The organism is Zoogloea sp. LCSB751, assembly GCF_002028455.1.
GTDB lineage: Bacteria > Pseudomonadota > Gammaproteobacteria > Burkholderiales > Rhodocyclaceae > Zoogloea.
In genome coordinates this window covers 145,600-161,704 of record NZ_MWUM01000009.1, presented here as the reverse complement: position 1 = coordinate 161,704, position 16,105 = coordinate 145,600, and the positions used below count along the sequence as shown (strand labels likewise).

At 61.9% G+C, this 16,105-nt stretch carries 14 protein-coding genes; 6 read left to right on the top strand and 8 right to left on the bottom strand.

Features of this window, described 5'->3' with window-relative positions:
- The first annotated feature begins 60 nt into the window (after positions 1-60).
- Positions 61-1,329, top strand: coding sequence for a YeaH/YhbH family protein (locus B4920_RS12665; protein WP_079435046.1), 1,269 nt, complete (start codon positions 61-63; stop codon positions 1,327-1,329).
- Complete coding sequence (locus B4920_RS12660) at positions 1,326-2,861, top strand: SpoVR family protein (RefSeq protein ID WP_079435045.1); 1,536 nt, start codon at positions 1,326-1,328, stop codon at positions 2,859-2,861. The genes B4920_RS12665 and B4920_RS12660 overlap by 4 nt, the downstream gene beginning before the upstream one ends.
- Here B4920_RS12660 and B4920_RS12655 read toward each other — a convergent pair.
- The gene (locus B4920_RS12655; RefSeq protein ID WP_079435044.1) at positions 2,858-4,066 is read right to left on the bottom strand and encodes a hypothetical protein; all 1,209 of its coding nucleotides are present in this window, start codon (positions 4,064-4,066) and stop codon (positions 2,858-2,860) included. The genes B4920_RS12660 and B4920_RS12655 overlap by 4 nt on opposite strands.
- A gap of 52 nt (positions 4,067-4,118) precedes the next feature.
- On the opposite strand from B4920_RS12655, the gene B4920_RS12650 reads away from it, so the two are divergent.
- From B4920_RS12650 to B4920_RS12635, 4 genes are all read left to right on the top strand, one after another.
- Positions 4,119-5,105, top strand: a complete 987-nt coding sequence (locus B4920_RS12650) for a DnaJ C-terminal domain-containing protein (protein WP_079435043.1) — start codon at positions 4,119-4,121, stop codon at positions 5,103-5,105.
- A 28-nt stretch (positions 5,106-5,133) separates the two neighbouring features.
- Complete coding sequence (locus B4920_RS12645) at positions 5,134-6,396, top strand: U32 family peptidase (RefSeq protein ID WP_079435042.1); 1,263 nt, start codon at positions 5,134-5,136, stop codon at positions 6,394-6,396.
- A 97-nt stretch (positions 6,397-6,493) separates the two neighbouring features.
- Entirely contained in the window at positions 6,494-6,712 is a 219-nt protein-coding gene (gene rpmE / locus B4920_RS12640; protein ID WP_079435088.1) for a 50S ribosomal protein L31, read from the top strand.
- Positions 6,713-6,852: 140 nt separating this feature from the next.
- Positions 6,853-8,436 (top strand): glycosyltransferase family 39 protein, encoded by a 1,584-nt coding sequence (locus tag B4920_RS12635; RefSeq protein ID WP_079435041.1) that lies wholly within the window; start codon positions 6,853-6,855, stop codon positions 8,434-8,436.
- 155 nt (positions 8,437-8,591) lie between these two features.
- On the opposite strand, the gene ftsB is transcribed toward B4920_RS12635, so the two are convergent.
- From ftsB to B4920_RS12600, 7 genes are all read right to left on the bottom strand, one after another.
- On the bottom strand, positions 8,592-8,867 hold the full coding sequence (gene ftsB, locus B4920_RS12630) for a cell division protein FtsB (RefSeq protein ID WP_079435040.1): 276 nt from the start codon (positions 8,865-8,867) through the stop codon (positions 8,592-8,594).
- A 48-nt stretch (positions 8,868-8,915) separates the two neighbouring features.
- Positions 8,916-10,205 (bottom strand): phosphopyruvate hydratase, encoded by a 1,290-nt coding sequence (eno, locus tag B4920_RS12625; protein ID WP_079435039.1) that lies wholly within the window; start codon positions 10,203-10,205, stop codon positions 8,916-8,918.
- Positions 10,206-10,298: 93 nt separating this feature from the next.
- Positions 10,299-11,138 (bottom strand): 3-deoxy-8-phosphooctulonate synthase, encoded by an 840-nt coding sequence (gene kdsA / locus B4920_RS12620; RefSeq protein ID WP_079435038.1) that lies wholly within the window; start codon positions 11,136-11,138, stop codon positions 10,299-10,301.
- An 11-nt stretch (positions 11,139-11,149) separates the two neighbouring features.
- Positions 11,150-12,784, bottom strand: coding sequence for a CTP synthase (locus tag B4920_RS12615; protein WP_079435037.1), 1,635 nt, complete (start codon positions 12,782-12,784; stop codon positions 11,150-11,152).
- A gap of 121 nt (positions 12,785-12,905) precedes the next feature.
- Positions 12,906-13,454, bottom strand: coding sequence for a hydrolase (locus B4920_RS12610; protein WP_079435036.1), 549 nt, complete (start codon positions 13,452-13,454; stop codon positions 12,906-12,908).
- A 10-nt stretch (positions 13,455-13,464) separates the two neighbouring features.
- Positions 13,465-15,444, bottom strand: a complete 1,980-nt coding sequence (locus tag B4920_RS12605; RefSeq protein ID WP_079435035.1) for an acetoacetate--CoA ligase — start codon at positions 15,442-15,444, stop codon at positions 13,465-13,467.
- Positions 15,445-15,513: 69 nt separating this feature from the next.
- A complete protein-coding gene (locus B4920_RS12600; RefSeq protein WP_079435034.1) occupies positions 15,514-15,942 on the bottom strand; it encodes a thioesterase family protein in 429 nt (142 codons plus the stop codon).
- Positions 15,943-16,105: the final 163 nt, after the last annotated feature.

The following is a 16,105-nucleotide window of genomic DNA, read 5'->3' as shown; positions in this document are numbered from 1 at the left end:
CGCGCGCCGGCGCCCTGAAGGGCTTGCCGGCGGTGAACGCCAACAATTCGGGAGGCTCGAATGGTTCGTATCATCGACCGCCGGTTCGACAGCAAGAACAAGAGTGCTGTGAACCGGCAGCGATTCATGCGCCGTTTCAAGAACCAGATCCGCGAAGCCGTGGCCGACGCCATATCCGGCCGCTCCATCAAGGATCTGGACAACGGCGAGAGTGTCACCATTCCGTCAAAGGACCTGTCGGAGCCACAATTCCATCATGGCCGCGGCGGCATCTGGGAGAACATCTTCACCGGCAACGACCAGTTCTCGTCCGGCGATCAGATCAACCGGCCGCAGGGCGGCGGCGGGGGCGGTACCGGCAAGGGCAAGGCCAGCAAGGACGGCGAAGGTGAGGACGACTTCGTCTTCAATCTCTCCCGCGAAGAATTCCTCGACGTCTTCTTCGACGACCTGGCGCTGCCCAACCTGGTCAAGACCCAGCTTGCCCGCATCCACGAGTACAAGAGCCAGCGAGCCGGCTTCACCAACGACGGTACGCCGGCCAACATCAACGTGGTCCGATCCCTGCGCGGAGCGCTCGGCCGCCGGCTGGCCCTCTCATCGCCGTATCGCGGCCAGTTGCGGGAACTGCAGAAGCAGTTGGATGAATTACTTGAAACGCGGCCGGAGGACGATCCGGAGATCCTCGCGCTGAAGGAGGAGATCGGCATCCTGCGTGCCAAGATCGATGCCATTCCCTTCATCGACACCTTCGACCTGCGCTACAACAACCGAATCAAGGTGCCCAAACCCACCACCCAGGCCGTGATGTTCTGCATCATGGACGTGTCGGGCTCCATGGACGAGGACAAGAAAGCGACCGCCAAGCGCTTCTTCATGCTCCTCTATCTATTCCTGACCCGCACCTACGAGCACATCGAAGTGGTGTTCATCCGCCACCACACGATCGCCAAAGAGGTAAACGAGGAGGATTTCTTCCACTCCCGCGAATCCGGCGGGACGGTCGTTTCAAGCGCGCTGGAGATGATGAAGGATATCCTCCACGCCCGTTACCTGAACGGCGCCTGGAACGTCTACGGCGCCCAGGCTTCGGATGGCGACAACTGGGAGAACGACTCGCCGCACTGTCGTGAGTTGCTCGCCGACACCATCCTGCCCTTCGTGCAGTACTTCGCCTACATCGAGATCACACCGGGCGAACCGCAGAACCTGTGGCGGGAATATGAAAAGCTGGTCGGCGCCCACGCCAACTTCGCCATGCAGCACATCGAGGGCCTGCCGGACATCTATCCGGTGTTTCGTGAACTGTTCAAGAAGAAGCTGGCATGAGCGCGAAAAGACAGAAACGGAGACAGCCCCTGCCCGCCCCGGGCGAATGGACCTTCGAGCTGATCGAGGCCTACCACGCCGAGATCGACCGTGTGGCCAGGAACTACGGACTGGACACCTACCCGAACCAGATCGAGCTGATCACCTCCGAGCAGATGATGGATGCCTATTCGTCGGTGGGCATGCCGGTCAACTATCACCACTGGTCCTTCGGCAAGAGCTTCCTGCAGACCGAAAAGAGCTACCGGCGCGGACAGATGGGGCTCGCCTACGAAATCGTGATCAACTCCAATCCCTGTATCGCCTATCTCATGGAAGAGAACACCATGACGATGCAGGCCCTGGTGATTGCCCACGCAGCCTACGGCCACAACAGCTTCTTCAAGGGCAACTACCTGTTCAAGCAGTGGACCAACGCCGACGCGATCATCGATTACCTGATCTTCGCCCGCAACTACCTCACCGAGTGCGAGGAGCGCTACGGTGAAGAAGAGGTCGAACTGCTGCTCGACTCCTGCCACGCACTGATGAACGTCGGGGTCGACCGCTACAAACGCCCCGAAAAACTGTCCCTCAACAAGGAACTGACCCGCCAGCGGGAGCGGGCCGAATATCTGCAGAGTCAGGTCAACGACCTGTGGCGCACGCTGCCAACCGCCCACGTCAAGACCCAGGCCGTCGAAGAGCGGCGCTTCCCCTCGGAACCCCAGGAGAATCTGCTCTATTTCATCGAGAAGAACGCCCCTCTGCTCGAACCCTGGCAGCGCGAGGTGGTGCGCATCGTCCGCAAGGTCGGCCAGTACTTCTTCCCCCAGCGCCAAACCCAGGTCATGAACGAAGGCTGGGCCACCTTCTGGCATTACACCCTCATCAACACCCTGTACGACGAAGGCCTGCTGGCGGATAACTTCATGCTGGAGTTCCTCCACTCCCACACCAACGTCGTCTATCAACCCAGCTACAGCGAGCCCTGGTATCACGGCCTCAACCCCTATGCGCTGGGCTTTGCGATGTGGCAGGACATCCGCCGGATCTGCGAGAACCCGACCGACGAGGACCGCTACTGGTTTCCCGACATCGCCGGCAGCGACTGGCGTGAAACTTTCGACTTCGCGATGCGCAACTTCAAGGACGAGAGCTTCATCGCCCAGTTCCTGTCGCCCAAGGTCATGCGGGACTTCCGCCTGTTCGCGATCCTCGACGACGACAAGGAAGCCAAACTCAAGGTCTCTGCCATCCACGACGAGGAAGGCTATCGCAGGGTCAGGGAAATTCTGTCCGACAACTACAACCTGGGTAGCCGCGAACCCAACCTGCAGGTCTGGAACGTGGATCTGCGCGGCGACCGGTCCCTGACACTGCGCCACCAGGCCTACCAGCGCCGCCCGCTCAGCGGTGACGCAGACGAAGTGTTGAAGCACGTCGCCCGACTGTGGGGCTTCGCAGTACGCATGGAGGTCGCTCGCGAAGACGGCTCGGTCGAAGTCCTGCAGGAGTGTCGCCAGGACCGACGCAAAGCAAGCGACACCTAAGGCTGGAACGCACCGGGCACGGCCGGCACGCCTCCCGGCCGTGTCCGGCTGTGCGCCGGATGCACATACTCGCCCCGGGGAGCGAGTACAACGCCCTCTGCGCTGCCCGGGTCGACGGTCATGCCCCCACCGTCAGGCAGTGCGCTATAAGCGTCGGCGGTCAACGCCAACCGCGCGCCGGCGACTGGGATATACCGGTTTCCCGATGTAACGGGAAAGATCTCCCCTCGCCAGGACAGCAGCCGGTCGTGAAACCGATGAACCCCCTGCCTGACCCGCCCCTCGACACACCGCCATCCCGAACAGGCGCTCACCAGCAGGTTATTCCAGGTCTTTACCGACACCCTCTCCGGCGACCACACCGCCAGGAACTCGCCCCCCGTCGGCAACTCATCCACCAAGGTATTGCTCGAAAGAAAGATGCCGTTTTGCTCATGAAACAGCCCCTCCTCTCCAAACGAGATCATCCGGTCGTTTTCCGTACTGACCGACTGCTGAATCAGGTTTCCGATCAACACCGCCACGCCACCATCGGGAAAATCGAGTTCGTAACTGGCTCGCCCTCTGCTCTCGTCGGTAAACCGGTTGTATTCGATCAGGCTGAAACGCGCCCGGCTCTTCAACAGGTGACCGATCAACCCATGATGGAAGTAGCTGCCCCGCACCTCCAGCCGAGCGACACGCCCTGCGTATAGCAAATGGCTCAGTCGGGGCGTCATCAAAACGCCATGGGAAAACTCGGAATCCTCGACGATCAGGCTTAGGGAATCCCCATTGGCCGCCAGAATGCCCATCTCGTTGTCGTCGAACAGGCAGTTGCGCACCGTCAGCCGCCCCTGCTCATGACGAATGCCCGCTCCGTTGCGGTCGGGCACGCGCGCGCCCCTGAACACGATATTCTCGACGCGCACATCCACGCCACGGACGACCCAGATCGCCTTGCCCTCGGCACTCCGCCCCGCCGCCTCAAGAACCGGACGGCCGCCAACGCCGCGAATCGTCAAATGAGCCTGGGGCCACACCGCCACATCCCCGCGGTAGGTGGCTGCGACGATCTCCACGATATCGCCATCCCGGGCCACCCGTGCAGCTTCGGCAATGCTGCGAATGGACTCGTCCGGCCCCACACGCAAGGTCGCCGCCCAGCCTTTGCCCCCGGCCAGCAACAGGATTACGACAAGCCCCCATCTCAGCATCAACACCATCAACGCACGTCCTCCCGCCCCTCAATCGGCCTCCGCCGATTAGAATACCGAAATGTCCGCCGCAAACTTCCATCAAATCCTCGGAGTCGCCCCTGACGCGACGGCCGCAGAGATCAAACGCGCCTACAAACGCCTCGCCATGCGTTGGCACCCGGACCGCAATCCCGCTCCGGAAGCCCACGACGAGTTCCGACGCGTCCGGGAAGCGTTCGAGCGTCTGACCCGCCCGGCGGAACCCGATGAAACCGAAGAGCCCCCAACCGGCTCCGCCCCCCCCAGGGGCGAAGATCGCCGTATGGAGATCGTCGTCGACCTGCTGGAAGCCGCCCACGGCGGAACCGTCTCGATCACCATCGACGGCCGTGTCGATTGTGACGACTGCGATGGCAGCGGGCAACGCAACTATGGCCGTACCACCATGTGCGCCCATTGTCATGGCAGCGGGCGGGTACACGGCAAGGCTGGACTCAAGCCATGCACCCACTGCCACGGCAAAGGCTTCACCACCGACCATCGCTGCCCGAGCTGTGACGGACGCGGCTGGCATCCGGCCGAACGCCAGCTGGCCGTCAACCTCCCCCCCGCCATGCTGCCCGGCGACGAATTGCGGGTTAGCGGACAAGGTGGAGCCGCGCCCGAAGACGGTGAACCCGGCGATCTATACCTGACAGTCAGGACCCGGCCCCATCCTCTGTTTCGCCTCGACCGGCACGACATTCACGTAAGCGTACCGGTCAGCATCTTCCGCCTCCTCGCCGGCGGCACCATCGAAGTGCCCGCGCTCGGCGGCCTACAGGAAATCCTGCTGGCGGAAATCACCAACTCGCACCAGATCCGCGTCCCGAAGGCCGGCTTCCCCCCCCGCGGCCGCCGACACGCCGGCGACCTCGTGGTACACCTGGAACCTCAATACCCTTGCTTCCTGAGCAAGGAACAAAAAGCCATGCTCGAAATGGCAGAACAGGTTCTTCAGCACCAGCTCGAATCCCAAAGCCCCGCACTGGCGCAATGGCAGGAAGTGCTGGAGAACCATCGCTGACCCGTCGCCCCAACCCCGAATACCCTCCATGTCTCAGAAACACCCGGAACTTCTCGCTCCGGCCGGCTCGCTGGCCATGCTCGACACCGCCTTTGCCTTTGGCGCAGATGCCATTTATGCCGGACAACCGCGCTACTCCCTGCGCGTCCGCAACAACGACTTCGGCGATCTGCCCGTCCTCGCTGACGGCATCCAGCGCGCTCGCGCACTCGGCAAGCGCTTCTACGTGGTCGCCAACATCTATCCCCACGGCGCCAAGATCAAGACGTTCATCAAGGACATCGCCCCGGTCATCGCGCTGCGCCCTGACGCACTCATCATGTCGGACCCCGGGCTGATCATGATGGTCCGCGAGAACTTCCCCGACATGCCGGTCCACCTGTCCGTTCAAGCCAACACCGTCAATGCAGCTGCGGTGCGCTTCTGGAAGATGGCGGGCATCTCGCGGGTGATCCTGTCCCGCGAACTGTCCCTGGACGAAATCTCCAGCATTCGCCAGGATTGCCCCGACACCGAACTCGAAGTCTTCATCCACGGCGCACTGTGCATCGCCTACTCCGGGCGCTGCCTGCTGTCGGGCTATTTCAATCACCGGGACCCCAACCAGGGCACCTGCACCAACTCCTGCCGCTGGGACTTCAAGACCCACGAAGCCAAGAGCTGCGGTGCCGGCGACGTCCATCTGATTGAAGAGCCCCACAAGCGTCCCGGTGAGTACATGCCCATCGAGGAGGACGAACACGGCACCTACATCCTGAACTCCAAGGACTTGCGGGCCATCGAACACGTCCAGCGCCTCACCGAAATCGGCATCGACTCCTTCAAGATCGAGGGGCGCACGAAAAGCCCCTACTACGTCGCACGCACCTGCCAGGCCTACCGCCAGGCCATCGACGACGCAGTCGCGGGCCGCGCCCTCGATCCGGGCCTGCTCAGCCAGCTTGAAGGACTCGCCAATCGGGGTTACACCGACGGCTTCTATCAACGCCACACACCCCACGAAACCCAGAATTACTTGCGCGGCCACTCTGAATCGAACCGCAGCATCTACGTCGGCGACGTAGTCGGCTACGATAAGGAGCGGGGTCTTGCCGAGATCGCTTCCAAGAACGCATTCTCGATCGGCGATCGGCTGGAGTTGATCCACCCGAACGGGAATCGCGAAGTCAGCATCTCCCGCCTAGTTACCGCCGACGGCACCGAGATCCAGCGCGTGCCCGGGAGCGATCATCGCGCATGGCTTCCCCTTCCGCCCGACAGTGTGGGTGCCTTTGTTGCCCGATTCCTGTAAGCGGGCGACAATCTTGCACAAGACACTGAAATAGTTCAGAATGCTCCGCTTCCGGGTGGCCAAATTCACCACCCACGTATCACACAAAGGACCCGCGATGAAAGCCGATACCCATCCTAACTACACCGAAGTGCAAGTGACCTGCTCCTGCGGCCACGTCTTCACCACCCGTTCCACCATGGGCAAGCCCCAGTACCACGTGGAAGTCTGCTCCGCCTGCCATCCGTTCTACACTGGCAAGCAGAAGATCGTCGACACCGCTGGTCGCGTCGAGCGCTTCCGTCAGAAGTACGGCTCCGTTCAGCGCCTGGGCTGATTACCGCGTTTTATTGGTAACTCCCGAAAAAGGCAGCTGCGGCTGCCTTTTTTATTGCCTGCAACAAAATCGACCTGCCCGCCCTCATGTCCGAAGCCAGCTCACGCTTTTCCCTGCCAACCCCGCTGCAAGGATGGTCGTTGGTTGTTCTTCTCGCCATCTACCTGCTGGTTGGCACAACCGGGCACCTGCCCTGGCGAGGTGACGACCTCACCCATCTGGGACCGATCCACGCCATCCTGACCCGCGGTAGCTGGCTGCTGCCGGAGATCGCCGGCGAGATCTACCGGGAAAACCCACCGCTGTACTACTGGCTGGGGGCGAGCCTGGCCAAACTCTTCGGTGGCCTGCTTCCAGTCCATGATGCGGCCCGGCTCGCCAGCAGCATTTTCACGGCGGCCACCTTGTACTGGACCGGTCTAGCTGCCCGCCGCATGTACGGTCCGGGCAGTTTCGCCCCCGCCATCCTGCTCGGACTGGGCGCTCTCGGTCTGGTCGTGCATGCCCATGAAACCCAGCCCATCCTGGCGCAACTCGCTGGCATGGCTTTGTGTTACGCGGGCTTGGCCGAACAGACGGAACGCCCCTGGCGTGCCGCCCTCCAGACCGGCGCCGGCAGCGGCATCGCCTTCCTGGCCGGCGGTCTCTCCGGTCTTCTGCTCACAACGCCACTGATCCTCCTGAGCCCTGCGCTTTGCCCGTCCCATCGATGCCGCAATGGCATTCTGGGCACCCTCCTGAGCCTCGCCATCACCGTCACCATTGCGGGCATCTGGCTGAGTGCCGTTGCACTCAATCATCCGGGTGAAGTCTCCCTCTGGTGGCGTGACGAGTACATCAGCGTTCGCCCCCATCTGGCCAATCTGACTGCCTTCAACAAACTGATCCAGTTGCTCGGCTGGTTCTCGTGGCCCCTATGGCCGATCGCCGGGTGGGCCGTGTGGCGCAACCGCCAGCAATTGCGGCTGGGCAACCCACAGCTGACGCTGCCGATTCTGGCCAGCACACTGGCGATTCTGCTTACCGCACTCACCGGCAGCGTGCGCCCAGCCAACATGCTGCCCATCCTGCCGCCCCTGTGCCTGCTGGCCGCCTTTGGCGTGGAAAGCCTCAGGCGCGGTGCAGCCAATGCATTCGATTGGTTCGGCGCCATGACCTTCATCTTCTTCGGTCTGCTGGTATGGCTGGGATGGAGTGCACTGCATTTTGGCTGGCCTCCGGGACTGGCACGCCAGGTGTCGCGGATCGCACCCGACTTCCCGGAGGAATCCGTCATCGGAGGGGCCATGATCGGCTTCATCCTGAGCATAGCCCTGGTTGCGCTCCCCATTCTGACCCGCCGTGGCCCCATGCGCGGCGCAACCAACTGGGCACTGGGCCTGACGCTGCTCTGGTGCCTGGCGGTGACCCTGTGGCAACCCTGGTTCGCTTACACCAAGAACTATCAACCCGTGGCGAGCGAACTGGTCAAGGCACTGGACGGACGCACGTACAACTGCATCAAACGCGCCGGCCTCGGGGACACCCAACGGGCTGCACTGGACTACTTCTCCGACATTCGGACAGTCCATTACCGCAGCGAGGAACAGTGTGATCTGCTGCTTACCTATGGCACGGCAAGCAACTCCCCGAACATCGCCAAGGACGAGTGGCGACCGATCTGGCAGCGCCGTCTGGGCGGCGGACGGAAAATGGAAACCTTCAGGCTTTACCAACGCAACTGAGACCTTGCGTGGCGCACCCCCTGTGCGTCACGCCGTTGCCAGACAATTCGCCAGCCTGGCGGCGGGGATGCAGAACGAAAGATCGAGCAATGGCCGTTCCGGTTGCCAACCGACGATATCGGCAACAGTGCGCCAACAACCAATCTTTGCAGAGATTACTTTGCGGGAGGCGTCTGGACGAAGATCTCGTCCGGCTTGGTCAAACCCAGCTCAAAACGGGCGCGTTCTTCAACAGCCTCGTAACCGGATTTCAGATCACGCACTTCGGCCTCAAGGCCCGTATTGCGCTGCTCCAGCTTGTGATTACCGTCCCTTTGGGCGGCAAGCTGCTGCTCGACCTCCCAAACGCGCAGCCAGCCACCCTTGCCGATCCACAAGGGATACTGCAGGACAACTACCAGGAGAGCGAGAACAATGGCTGGCCAGCGCATGAGAGGATAAGCCCGGCTGCATTGCACAGCCGGGCAGAAGTACGACGATTAACGGGAGCGCAGGTTGTAGAACGCGGAGAGACCCGGGTAGAAGGCGGTATCGCCGAGATCTTCCTCGATCCGCAGCAGCTGGTTGTACTTGGAGATACGGTCGGAGCGGGACAGCGAACCGGTCTTGATCTGCATCGCGTTGAGACCAACGGCGATATCGGCAATCGTGGAGTCCTCAGTCTCGCCGGAACGGTGGGAGATCACCGCAGTGTAACCAGCGCGCTTGGCCATTTCGACCGCAGCGAAGGTCTCGGTCAGAGTGCCGATCTGGTTGATCTTGATAAGGATCGAGTTGGCGATGCCCTTGTCGATGCCTTCCTTCAGGATGCGGGTGTTGGTGACGAAGAGGTCGTCGCCGACGATCTGCACACGCTTGCCCAGACGGTCGGTGAGAGCCTTCCAGCCTGCCCAGTCACCTTCGGCCATGCCGTCTTCAATGGAAATGATCGGGAACTTGTCGGCCAGCGTGGCGAGGTAATCGGTAAAGCCTTCGGCGCTCAGGGACAGGCCTTCACCCACGAGCTCGTACTTGCCGTTCTTGTAGAACTCGGAAGCAGCACAGTCGAGAGCCAGCACTATGTCGCGACCCGGCTCGTAGCCGGCGTTGGACGTGGCTTCGAGGATCAGGTTGAGCGCTTCTTCGGTACCCGAGACGTTGGGGGCGAAACCACCTTCATCACCAACGGTGGTCGGGTAGCCCTTCTTGTCGGTGATCTTCTTCAGGTGGTGGAAGATCTCCGCACCGGCACGCAGGGCTTCACGGAAGCTCTTGGCGCCCACCGGCATGATCATGCATTCCTGGATGTCCAAGGAGTTGTTGGCGTGGGCGCCACCGTTGATGACGTTCATCATCGGCACCGGCAGGGACATGCCGCCGGAGCCGCCGAAGTAACGGTACAGGGGCAGGCCGGCTTCTTCGGAAGCAGCCTTGGCCACCGCCATCGAAACAGCCAGCAGCGCGTTGGCGCCCAGGCGGGACTTGTTGTCGGTGCCGTCGAGATCGATCAGGGTCTTGTCGATGAAGGCCTGCTCTTCAGCATCGAGGCCGATGAGCGCTTCGGAGATTTCCGTGTTGACGTTTTCAACCGCCTGCAGCACGCCCTTGCCCAGGTAGCGACCGGCATCGCCGTCCCGCAGCTCGATGGCTTCGCGCGAGCCGGTGGAAGCCCCGGAAGGAACTGCGGCACGACCCAGCACGCCGGACTCCAGCAGCACATCGGCTTCTACGGTGGGATTGCCGCGGGAATCGAGAACCTCGCGGGCAATGACATCAACAATGGCGCTCATTAACTTCCTCTCTTATTTACTGAATTGAAACCGGTGGCAATGATACCGTCTCGAGCCGGAAAACCGGAAATGACAAAGCAATAATCGCGCAAATCAGGCGCGCAGCTCCTCGAAGCCCTGCCCCTTGACGAGCACGTCAATACCCTTCAGGGTCGCCAGCAGCGCCTTCATCCTGGGCAGCGGCCAGGCGTTCGGACCATCGGAAAAAGCCTTGGCGGGATCAGGATGGGTTTCCATGAACAGGCCGGAGATACCGACGGCCACCGCCGCCCGCGCCAGCACCGGCACGAACTCCCGCTGCCCGCCAGAGACGGTACCCTGCCCGCCGGGCAGTTGCACCGAATGCGTGGCGTCGAACACCACCGGGCAGCCCGTCTCGCGCATGATCGCCAGCGAGCGCATGTCGGATACAAGGTTGTTGTAACCGAAGGACGCACCGCGTTCGCAGACCATGATGGTGTCCGCCCCACCGTTGGCCTCCCGCGCCTTGTCGACGACGTTCTTCATGTCGCCCGGCGCCAGGAACTGGCCCTTCTTGATATTCACCGGCTTGCCAGACGCAGCCACCGCATGGATGAAGTCCGTCTGGCGGCACAGGAAGGCCGGCGTCTGCAGCACATCGACGGCGGCAGCCACATCGGCAACCTCATGCTCGGCATGCACGTCGGTCAGGACGGGCACGCCGACCTTCTCGCGGACTTCAGCCAGGATCTCCAAGCCCTTTTCCATCCCCAGGCCCCGGTACGACTTGCCGGAACTGCGATTGGCCTTGTCGTAGCTGGACTTGTAGATGAAGGGAATCGCCAGCTCGGTACAGATTTCCTTGAGCTGCGCTGCTGTCTCCAGCGCCATCTCGCGGGACTCGATCACACAGGGTCCGGCGATCAGGAAGAAGGGCTTGTCGAGCCCGACATCGAAGCCGCAGAGTTTCATGGTGCGTCCTTTCAGGCCGCGCGCTGGTAAGCCAGCGCAGCCTTCACGAAGGCGGTAAACAACGGATGGCCGTTACGCGGGTTGGAGGTGAACTCCGGATGGAACTGACAGCCGACGAACCACGGGTGCACGTCGGACGGCAATTCGATCATCTCGCACAGATCCGTCCCCGGTGCCCGACCGGCAACGCGCAAGCCCTGCTCTTCCAACTTGGCCAGCAGCGTGTTGTTAACTTCGTAGCGGTGGCGATGGCGCTCGGTGATGTCGGCATTGCCATAGATCTCGCGGGCCAGCGAACCATCGGCAAGATGGCAAACCTGGGCCCCCAGACGCATGGTGCCGCCGAGGTCGGAATCCTCGCCGCGCTTCTCAACCTTGCCGGAAGCATCCAGCCACTCGGTGATCAGGCCGATGACCGGATAGTCGGAGTGCTTGTCGAATTCCGTACTGTGAGCGCCGTTCATGCCGGCCACGTCACGGGCAAACTCGACCACCGCCAGTTGCATGCCCAGGCAGATGCCCAGGTACGGAACCTTGTTTTCGCGGGCGTAGCGGATCGCGGCGATCTTGCCTTCGGTGCCACGCCGGCCGAAGCCGCCTGGCACGAGGATGGCATCCATGCTCTTGAGCACGCCACAGCCATCCTTCTCGACGTCCTCGGAATCGATGTAGTGGATGTTCACCTTGCTGAGGGTGTGCATCCCCGCATGATTGAGAGCCTCGATCAATGACTTGTAGGACTCGGTGAGGTCCACGTACTTCCCGACAAAGGCGATGTCGATGTTGTGCTGGGGATTCTTCAGCGCATGGATCAGGCGCTCCCACACCGACAGGTCGGCTGCACGGGCCAGGATGCCCAGCTTGTGGCAGACGATCTCGTCGAGCATCTGGTCGTGCAACATGCCCGGGATGCTGTAGATGGAGTCGGCATCGAGACATTCGATGACCGCTTCCGGCATCACGTTACAGAACAATGCGATCTTGCGGCGCTCGTCGGCCGGAACCGGACGGTCGGCACGGCACAGCAGGATGTCGGGCTGGATGCCGATTTCGCGCAGCTCCTTGACGGAATGCTGGGTCGGCTTGGTCTTCAACTCACCAGCGGTCGGGATATAGGGCAGCAGCGTCAGATGGATGAAACAGGTGCCCTGACGCCCCTCCTCGATGCCCATCTGGCGGATGGCCTCGAGGAACGGCAGGGATTCGATGTCGCCAACGGTGCCGCCCACCTCGATGATCGCCACGTCGGCGCCTTCGGCGCCGCGCTTGACGTAGGTCTTGATCTCGTCGGTGATGTGGGGGATGACCTGTACGGTCTTGCCGAGATATTCGCCGCGCCGTTCCTTCTTGATCACCGCCTCGTAGATCTGGCCGGTGGTGAAGTTGTTGCGCTTGCTCATCTTGGCGCTGGTGAAGCGCTCGTAGTGGCCCAGATCCAGATCGGTTTCGGCGCCGTCTTCGGTCACGAAGACTTCACCGTGCTGGAAGGGGCTCATCGTGCCCGGATCGACGTTGATGTAGGGATCGAGCTTGAGGTGGGTAACCTTGATACCCCGGGATTCGAGAATCGCCCCGAGAGAGGCGGCGGCGATGCCCTTGCCCAGAGAGGACACGACACCACCGGTAACAAAGACGTATTTGGTCATGACACGGGGGACTTCTGGAAAGGGGAATGATAGCCGATCAGGCCCCTTCTCTTCAATCGGTAAGACCGCCCCACCCTCGGGAACAGGGGACCAAAAGTGCTCCAGCCCCCCCTTGCCAGGCTCAATTATCCCGGATGAAATCCCGGTTGATCTCACGAAACTGGGCCGTAGCACTACGCCTCAACCATTCGAAGGCCACCATTTCGCGGCTCACGATGTCCACACCGTGGGCCCGCATGCGCGCCAGGGCCAGATCCTTGTCCAGTGGCTTGCGCGAGCCTACGGCGTCGGCGACCACGAAGACTTCCTTACCCTGCCAGCGCAACTCAAGCACGGTCTGCTGAACACAGACATGGGCCTCGGTGCCAACGACAATCACCTGCCGCCTCGCCTCGACCTCCGTCCCCGCGAGGCAGCCATCCGAGACGCACGAGAAATGGGTCTTCTCGACGACATGTGCGCCATCGAGGACTGCCTTCAAGGCTGCGGCCGTCGGCCCCAGCCCCACCGGATATTGCTCCGAAAGCACCACCGGCACTCTCAGCCTGCGGGCCACGCCCGCCAGCCAGATGCAGTTGGCAAGAATGGCCTCCCCTTCATGGATCGCCGGGAGCAGACGCTCCTGCACGTCAACAACCAGCAATACGGCCTTGTCCGCAGTCATCAACATGGCATCATCCTTAGGACTGCAGCTCTGGACGATCTCGAAAATGCTCCAGTGCCGCCGGATTGGCCAGAGCTTCGACGTTCTTGACGGGTCGGTCGTGCACCACCGCACGCACCGCGAGCTCTACGATCTTGCCGCTCTTGGTGCGGGGAATATCCTCGACCCGCACAACCTTGGCCGGCACGTGCCGCGGCGTGGTGTTGTCGCGGATCGTGCGGCGGATACGATCGATCAGCGCATCGTCCAGCACCAGCCCCTCCCGCAGCTTGACGAAGAGCACCACCCGTACATCGGTTGGATTCTGCAGCGGCCACTCCTGGCCGACGACCAGGGACTCGACCACTTCGTCCAGCTTTTCGACCTGGCGATAGATCTCCGCCGTGCCGATACGCACCCCCCCAGGATTGAGGGTGGCATCTGAACGGCCATAGATGATCAGCCCGTCGTGGGCAGTGATCTCGGAATAGTCGCCGTGACACCACACGTTGTCGAAGCGCTCGAAATACGCCGCCTTGTACTTGGCCCCATCCCGGTCGTTCCAGAAACCAATGGGCATTACCGGAAAAGGACGTACGCACACCAGTTCCCCCTTCTCACCGCGAACCGGGCGCCCACCATCGTCGAACACATCCACGGCCATGCCCAGCCCCTTGCACTGGACCTCCCCCGGCCACACCGGCAACGCCGGATTACCCAGCACAAAACAGGAGACGATATCCGTTCCACCCGAGATCGAGGACAGGCACAGGTCCGGCTTGATGTCCCGATAGACGTACTCGAAGCCCTCCGGCACCAGCGGACTACCCGTCGAGAACAGCACGCGCAGGCGGCTCAGGTCATGGGTCTCCCGGGGCTTGAGTCCCGCCTTGGCGATCCCGTCGATGAACTTGGCCGAAGTGCCGAAATGGGTCATCCCCTCGGCCTGGGCGTAGTCGAAGAGAATCGCACCGTTGCCGACCATCGGCGAGCCGTCATACAGCAGCAGGGTTGCGCCGGAAGCCAGCCCGGACACCAGCCAGTTCCACATCATCCAGCCGCAGGTGGTGAAGTAAAAAAGCCGGTCGCCAGGCTTCACGTCTCCATGCAGGCGATGCTCCTTCAAATGCTGCAACAGAACACCGCCCGCGCAATGGACGATGCATTTGGGTACGCCGGTCGTCCCCGAGGAATACATGATCAACAGCGGATGCGCAAAAGGCAGCCGCACAAACGGGATCTCGGTGACCGCCTGGAATGGCTTTACAAAATCCGGCAGCAGGCGGGCGTGATGGACGTGAGAGATGTCATGTTTCGCGTGCACATAGGGCACCACCACCACCCGCATCACCGATGGCAAGCCGTCGGTGATGGCCGCCAGGCGATCCAGGCAATCCACTACTTTTCCGTTGTAGTAGTAGCCATCCACGGCGATCAGCACCTTGGGCTCGATCTGGCCGAAGCGGTCCAGTACACCCTGTACGCCAAAGTCCGGCGATGCCGACGAGAAAATCGCCCCGATGCTCGCCGTGGCCAACATGGCCACCAGCGTCTCCGGCAGATTGGGCATCCATGCCGCGACACGGTCCCCCTCCTCCACGCCCATTTCCCGCAGCGCAGCGGCAAAACGGGCCACCTGGCGGTAGAGGTCCGCATGGGACAGGCGGTTCTTGACCCGGTCTTCCCCCCAGAACACCAGCGCGTCGCCTTCGTCGCGGCTGCGCAGAAGATTCTCGGCAAAGTTGAGACGCGCCTCAGGGAACCAGCGCGCACCGGGCATCCGGCCTCCATCCACCAGCACGCCCCCACCACGCACCCCTTTCACATCACCGAACTCCCAGACCGATACCCAGAACTCCTCCGGCTCGTCAATGGACCATGTATGCAGGCTCGCATAATCGGGGAGTCTCCTCCCCCAGCGCAGCTCAGACTCCCGCGCGAAGGCGGTGATGTTGGCAGACGCGATGTGTTCGGGGGTCGGCGTCCACAGCGGACGATCAGCCAGGGCATAACTCATGAGTGTCTCTCCTTGCTTCTTCTTATCGAGGCCAGATCTTTGCCCGGCCGATCCTGGAATACGTCCCGACTAGCTTACCTTGGCGCGCAGCGCATCGGGAATCGGCACCGATCTGCCGGTCCGCGGATCCATCCATACCACCTTGGCGGCGCCCTCCGCATAGAGCCGATCCTCGCCTTCGACGTACAGTTCATACCAGGTCATCACGCTGCTCCGGCCAGGCTCGCCGGCATACAGGCGCACGACGACGGTCGCCGGATAATTGACCGGCACCAGAAAAGTACAACTGGCATTGATGATGACGGCCCCGGCTTCAGCCTCGGGGCTGACCGTATAACCTTCACCTTCCAGCCACTCGACCCGGGCCTGCTCGAAATAGCGGAAATAGACCGTGTTGTTTACATGGCCGTAGTAATCCATGTCCCCCCAGCGCACGGGGATGCGGGTCGTAAGCAACAGCTTGCGCGGGGCGGCTTGAGCGGGAATATCGGTACTCATGGTCTTCTGTCTCCGGGTCATTGATTATGGCTTGCCGTGATTCGGGCAACCAGGTACAACGCTCGCCCAAATCCGTTCGGGCAATGTAACATACGGCACCGTATGCTGCGAAAGACCCGGCATTTGCCCATTCCGGGATTGCCCGGTGTCCGGCGCGCGGGTT

What these genes read in the sequence shown, in the direction of transcription:
- rpmE (WP_079435088.1), top strand. Translation starts at nt 6,494, where the DNA reads ATGAAAGCCGATACCCATCCTAACTACACCGAAGTGCAAGTGACCTGC.
- kdsA (WP_079435038.1), bottom strand. Translation starts at nt 11,138, where the DNA reads ATGAAACTCTGCGGCTTCGATGTCGGGCTCGACAAGCCCTTCTTCCTG.
- B4920_RS12660 (WP_079435045.1), top strand. Translation starts at nt 1,326, where the DNA reads ATGAGCGCGAAAAGACAGAAACGGAGACAGCCCCTGCCCGCCCCGGGC.
- eno (WP_079435039.1), bottom strand. Translation starts at nt 10,205, where the DNA reads ATGAGCGCCATTGTTGATGTCATTGCCCGCGAGGTTCTCGATTCCCGC.
- B4920_RS12665 (WP_079435046.1), top strand. Translation starts at nt 61, where the DNA reads ATGGTTCGTATCATCGACCGCCGGTTCGACAGCAAGAACAAGAGTGCT.
- B4920_RS12600 (WP_079435034.1), bottom strand. Translation starts at nt 15,942, where the DNA reads ATGAGTACCGATATTCCCGCTCAAGCCGCCCCGCGCAAGCTGTTGCTT.
- B4920_RS12650 (WP_079435043.1), top strand. Translation starts at nt 4,119, where the DNA reads ATGTCCGCCGCAAACTTCCATCAAATCCTCGGAGTCGCCCCTGACGCG.
- B4920_RS12645 (WP_079435042.1), top strand. Translation starts at nt 5,134, where the DNA reads ATGTCTCAGAAACACCCGGAACTTCTCGCTCCGGCCGGCTCGCTGGCC.
- B4920_RS12605 (WP_079435035.1), bottom strand. Translation starts at nt 15,444, where the DNA reads ATGAGTTATGCCCTGGCTGATCGTCCGCTGTGGACGCCGACCCCCGAA.
- B4920_RS12615 (WP_079435037.1), bottom strand. Translation starts at nt 12,784, where the DNA reads ATGACCAAATACGTCTTTGTTACCGGTGGTGTCGTGTCCTCTCTGGGC.
- B4920_RS12610 (WP_079435036.1), bottom strand. Translation starts at nt 13,454, where the DNA reads ATGTTGATGACTGCGGACAAGGCCGTATTGCTGGTTGTTGACGTGCAG.
- ftsB (WP_079435040.1), bottom strand. Translation starts at nt 8,867, where the DNA reads ATGCGCTGGCCAGCCATTGTTCTCGCTCTCCTGGTAGTTGTCCTGCAG.
- B4920_RS12655 (WP_079435044.1), bottom strand. Translation starts at nt 4,066, where the DNA reads ATGGTGTTGATGCTGAGATGGGGGCTTGTCGTAATCCTGTTGCTGGCC.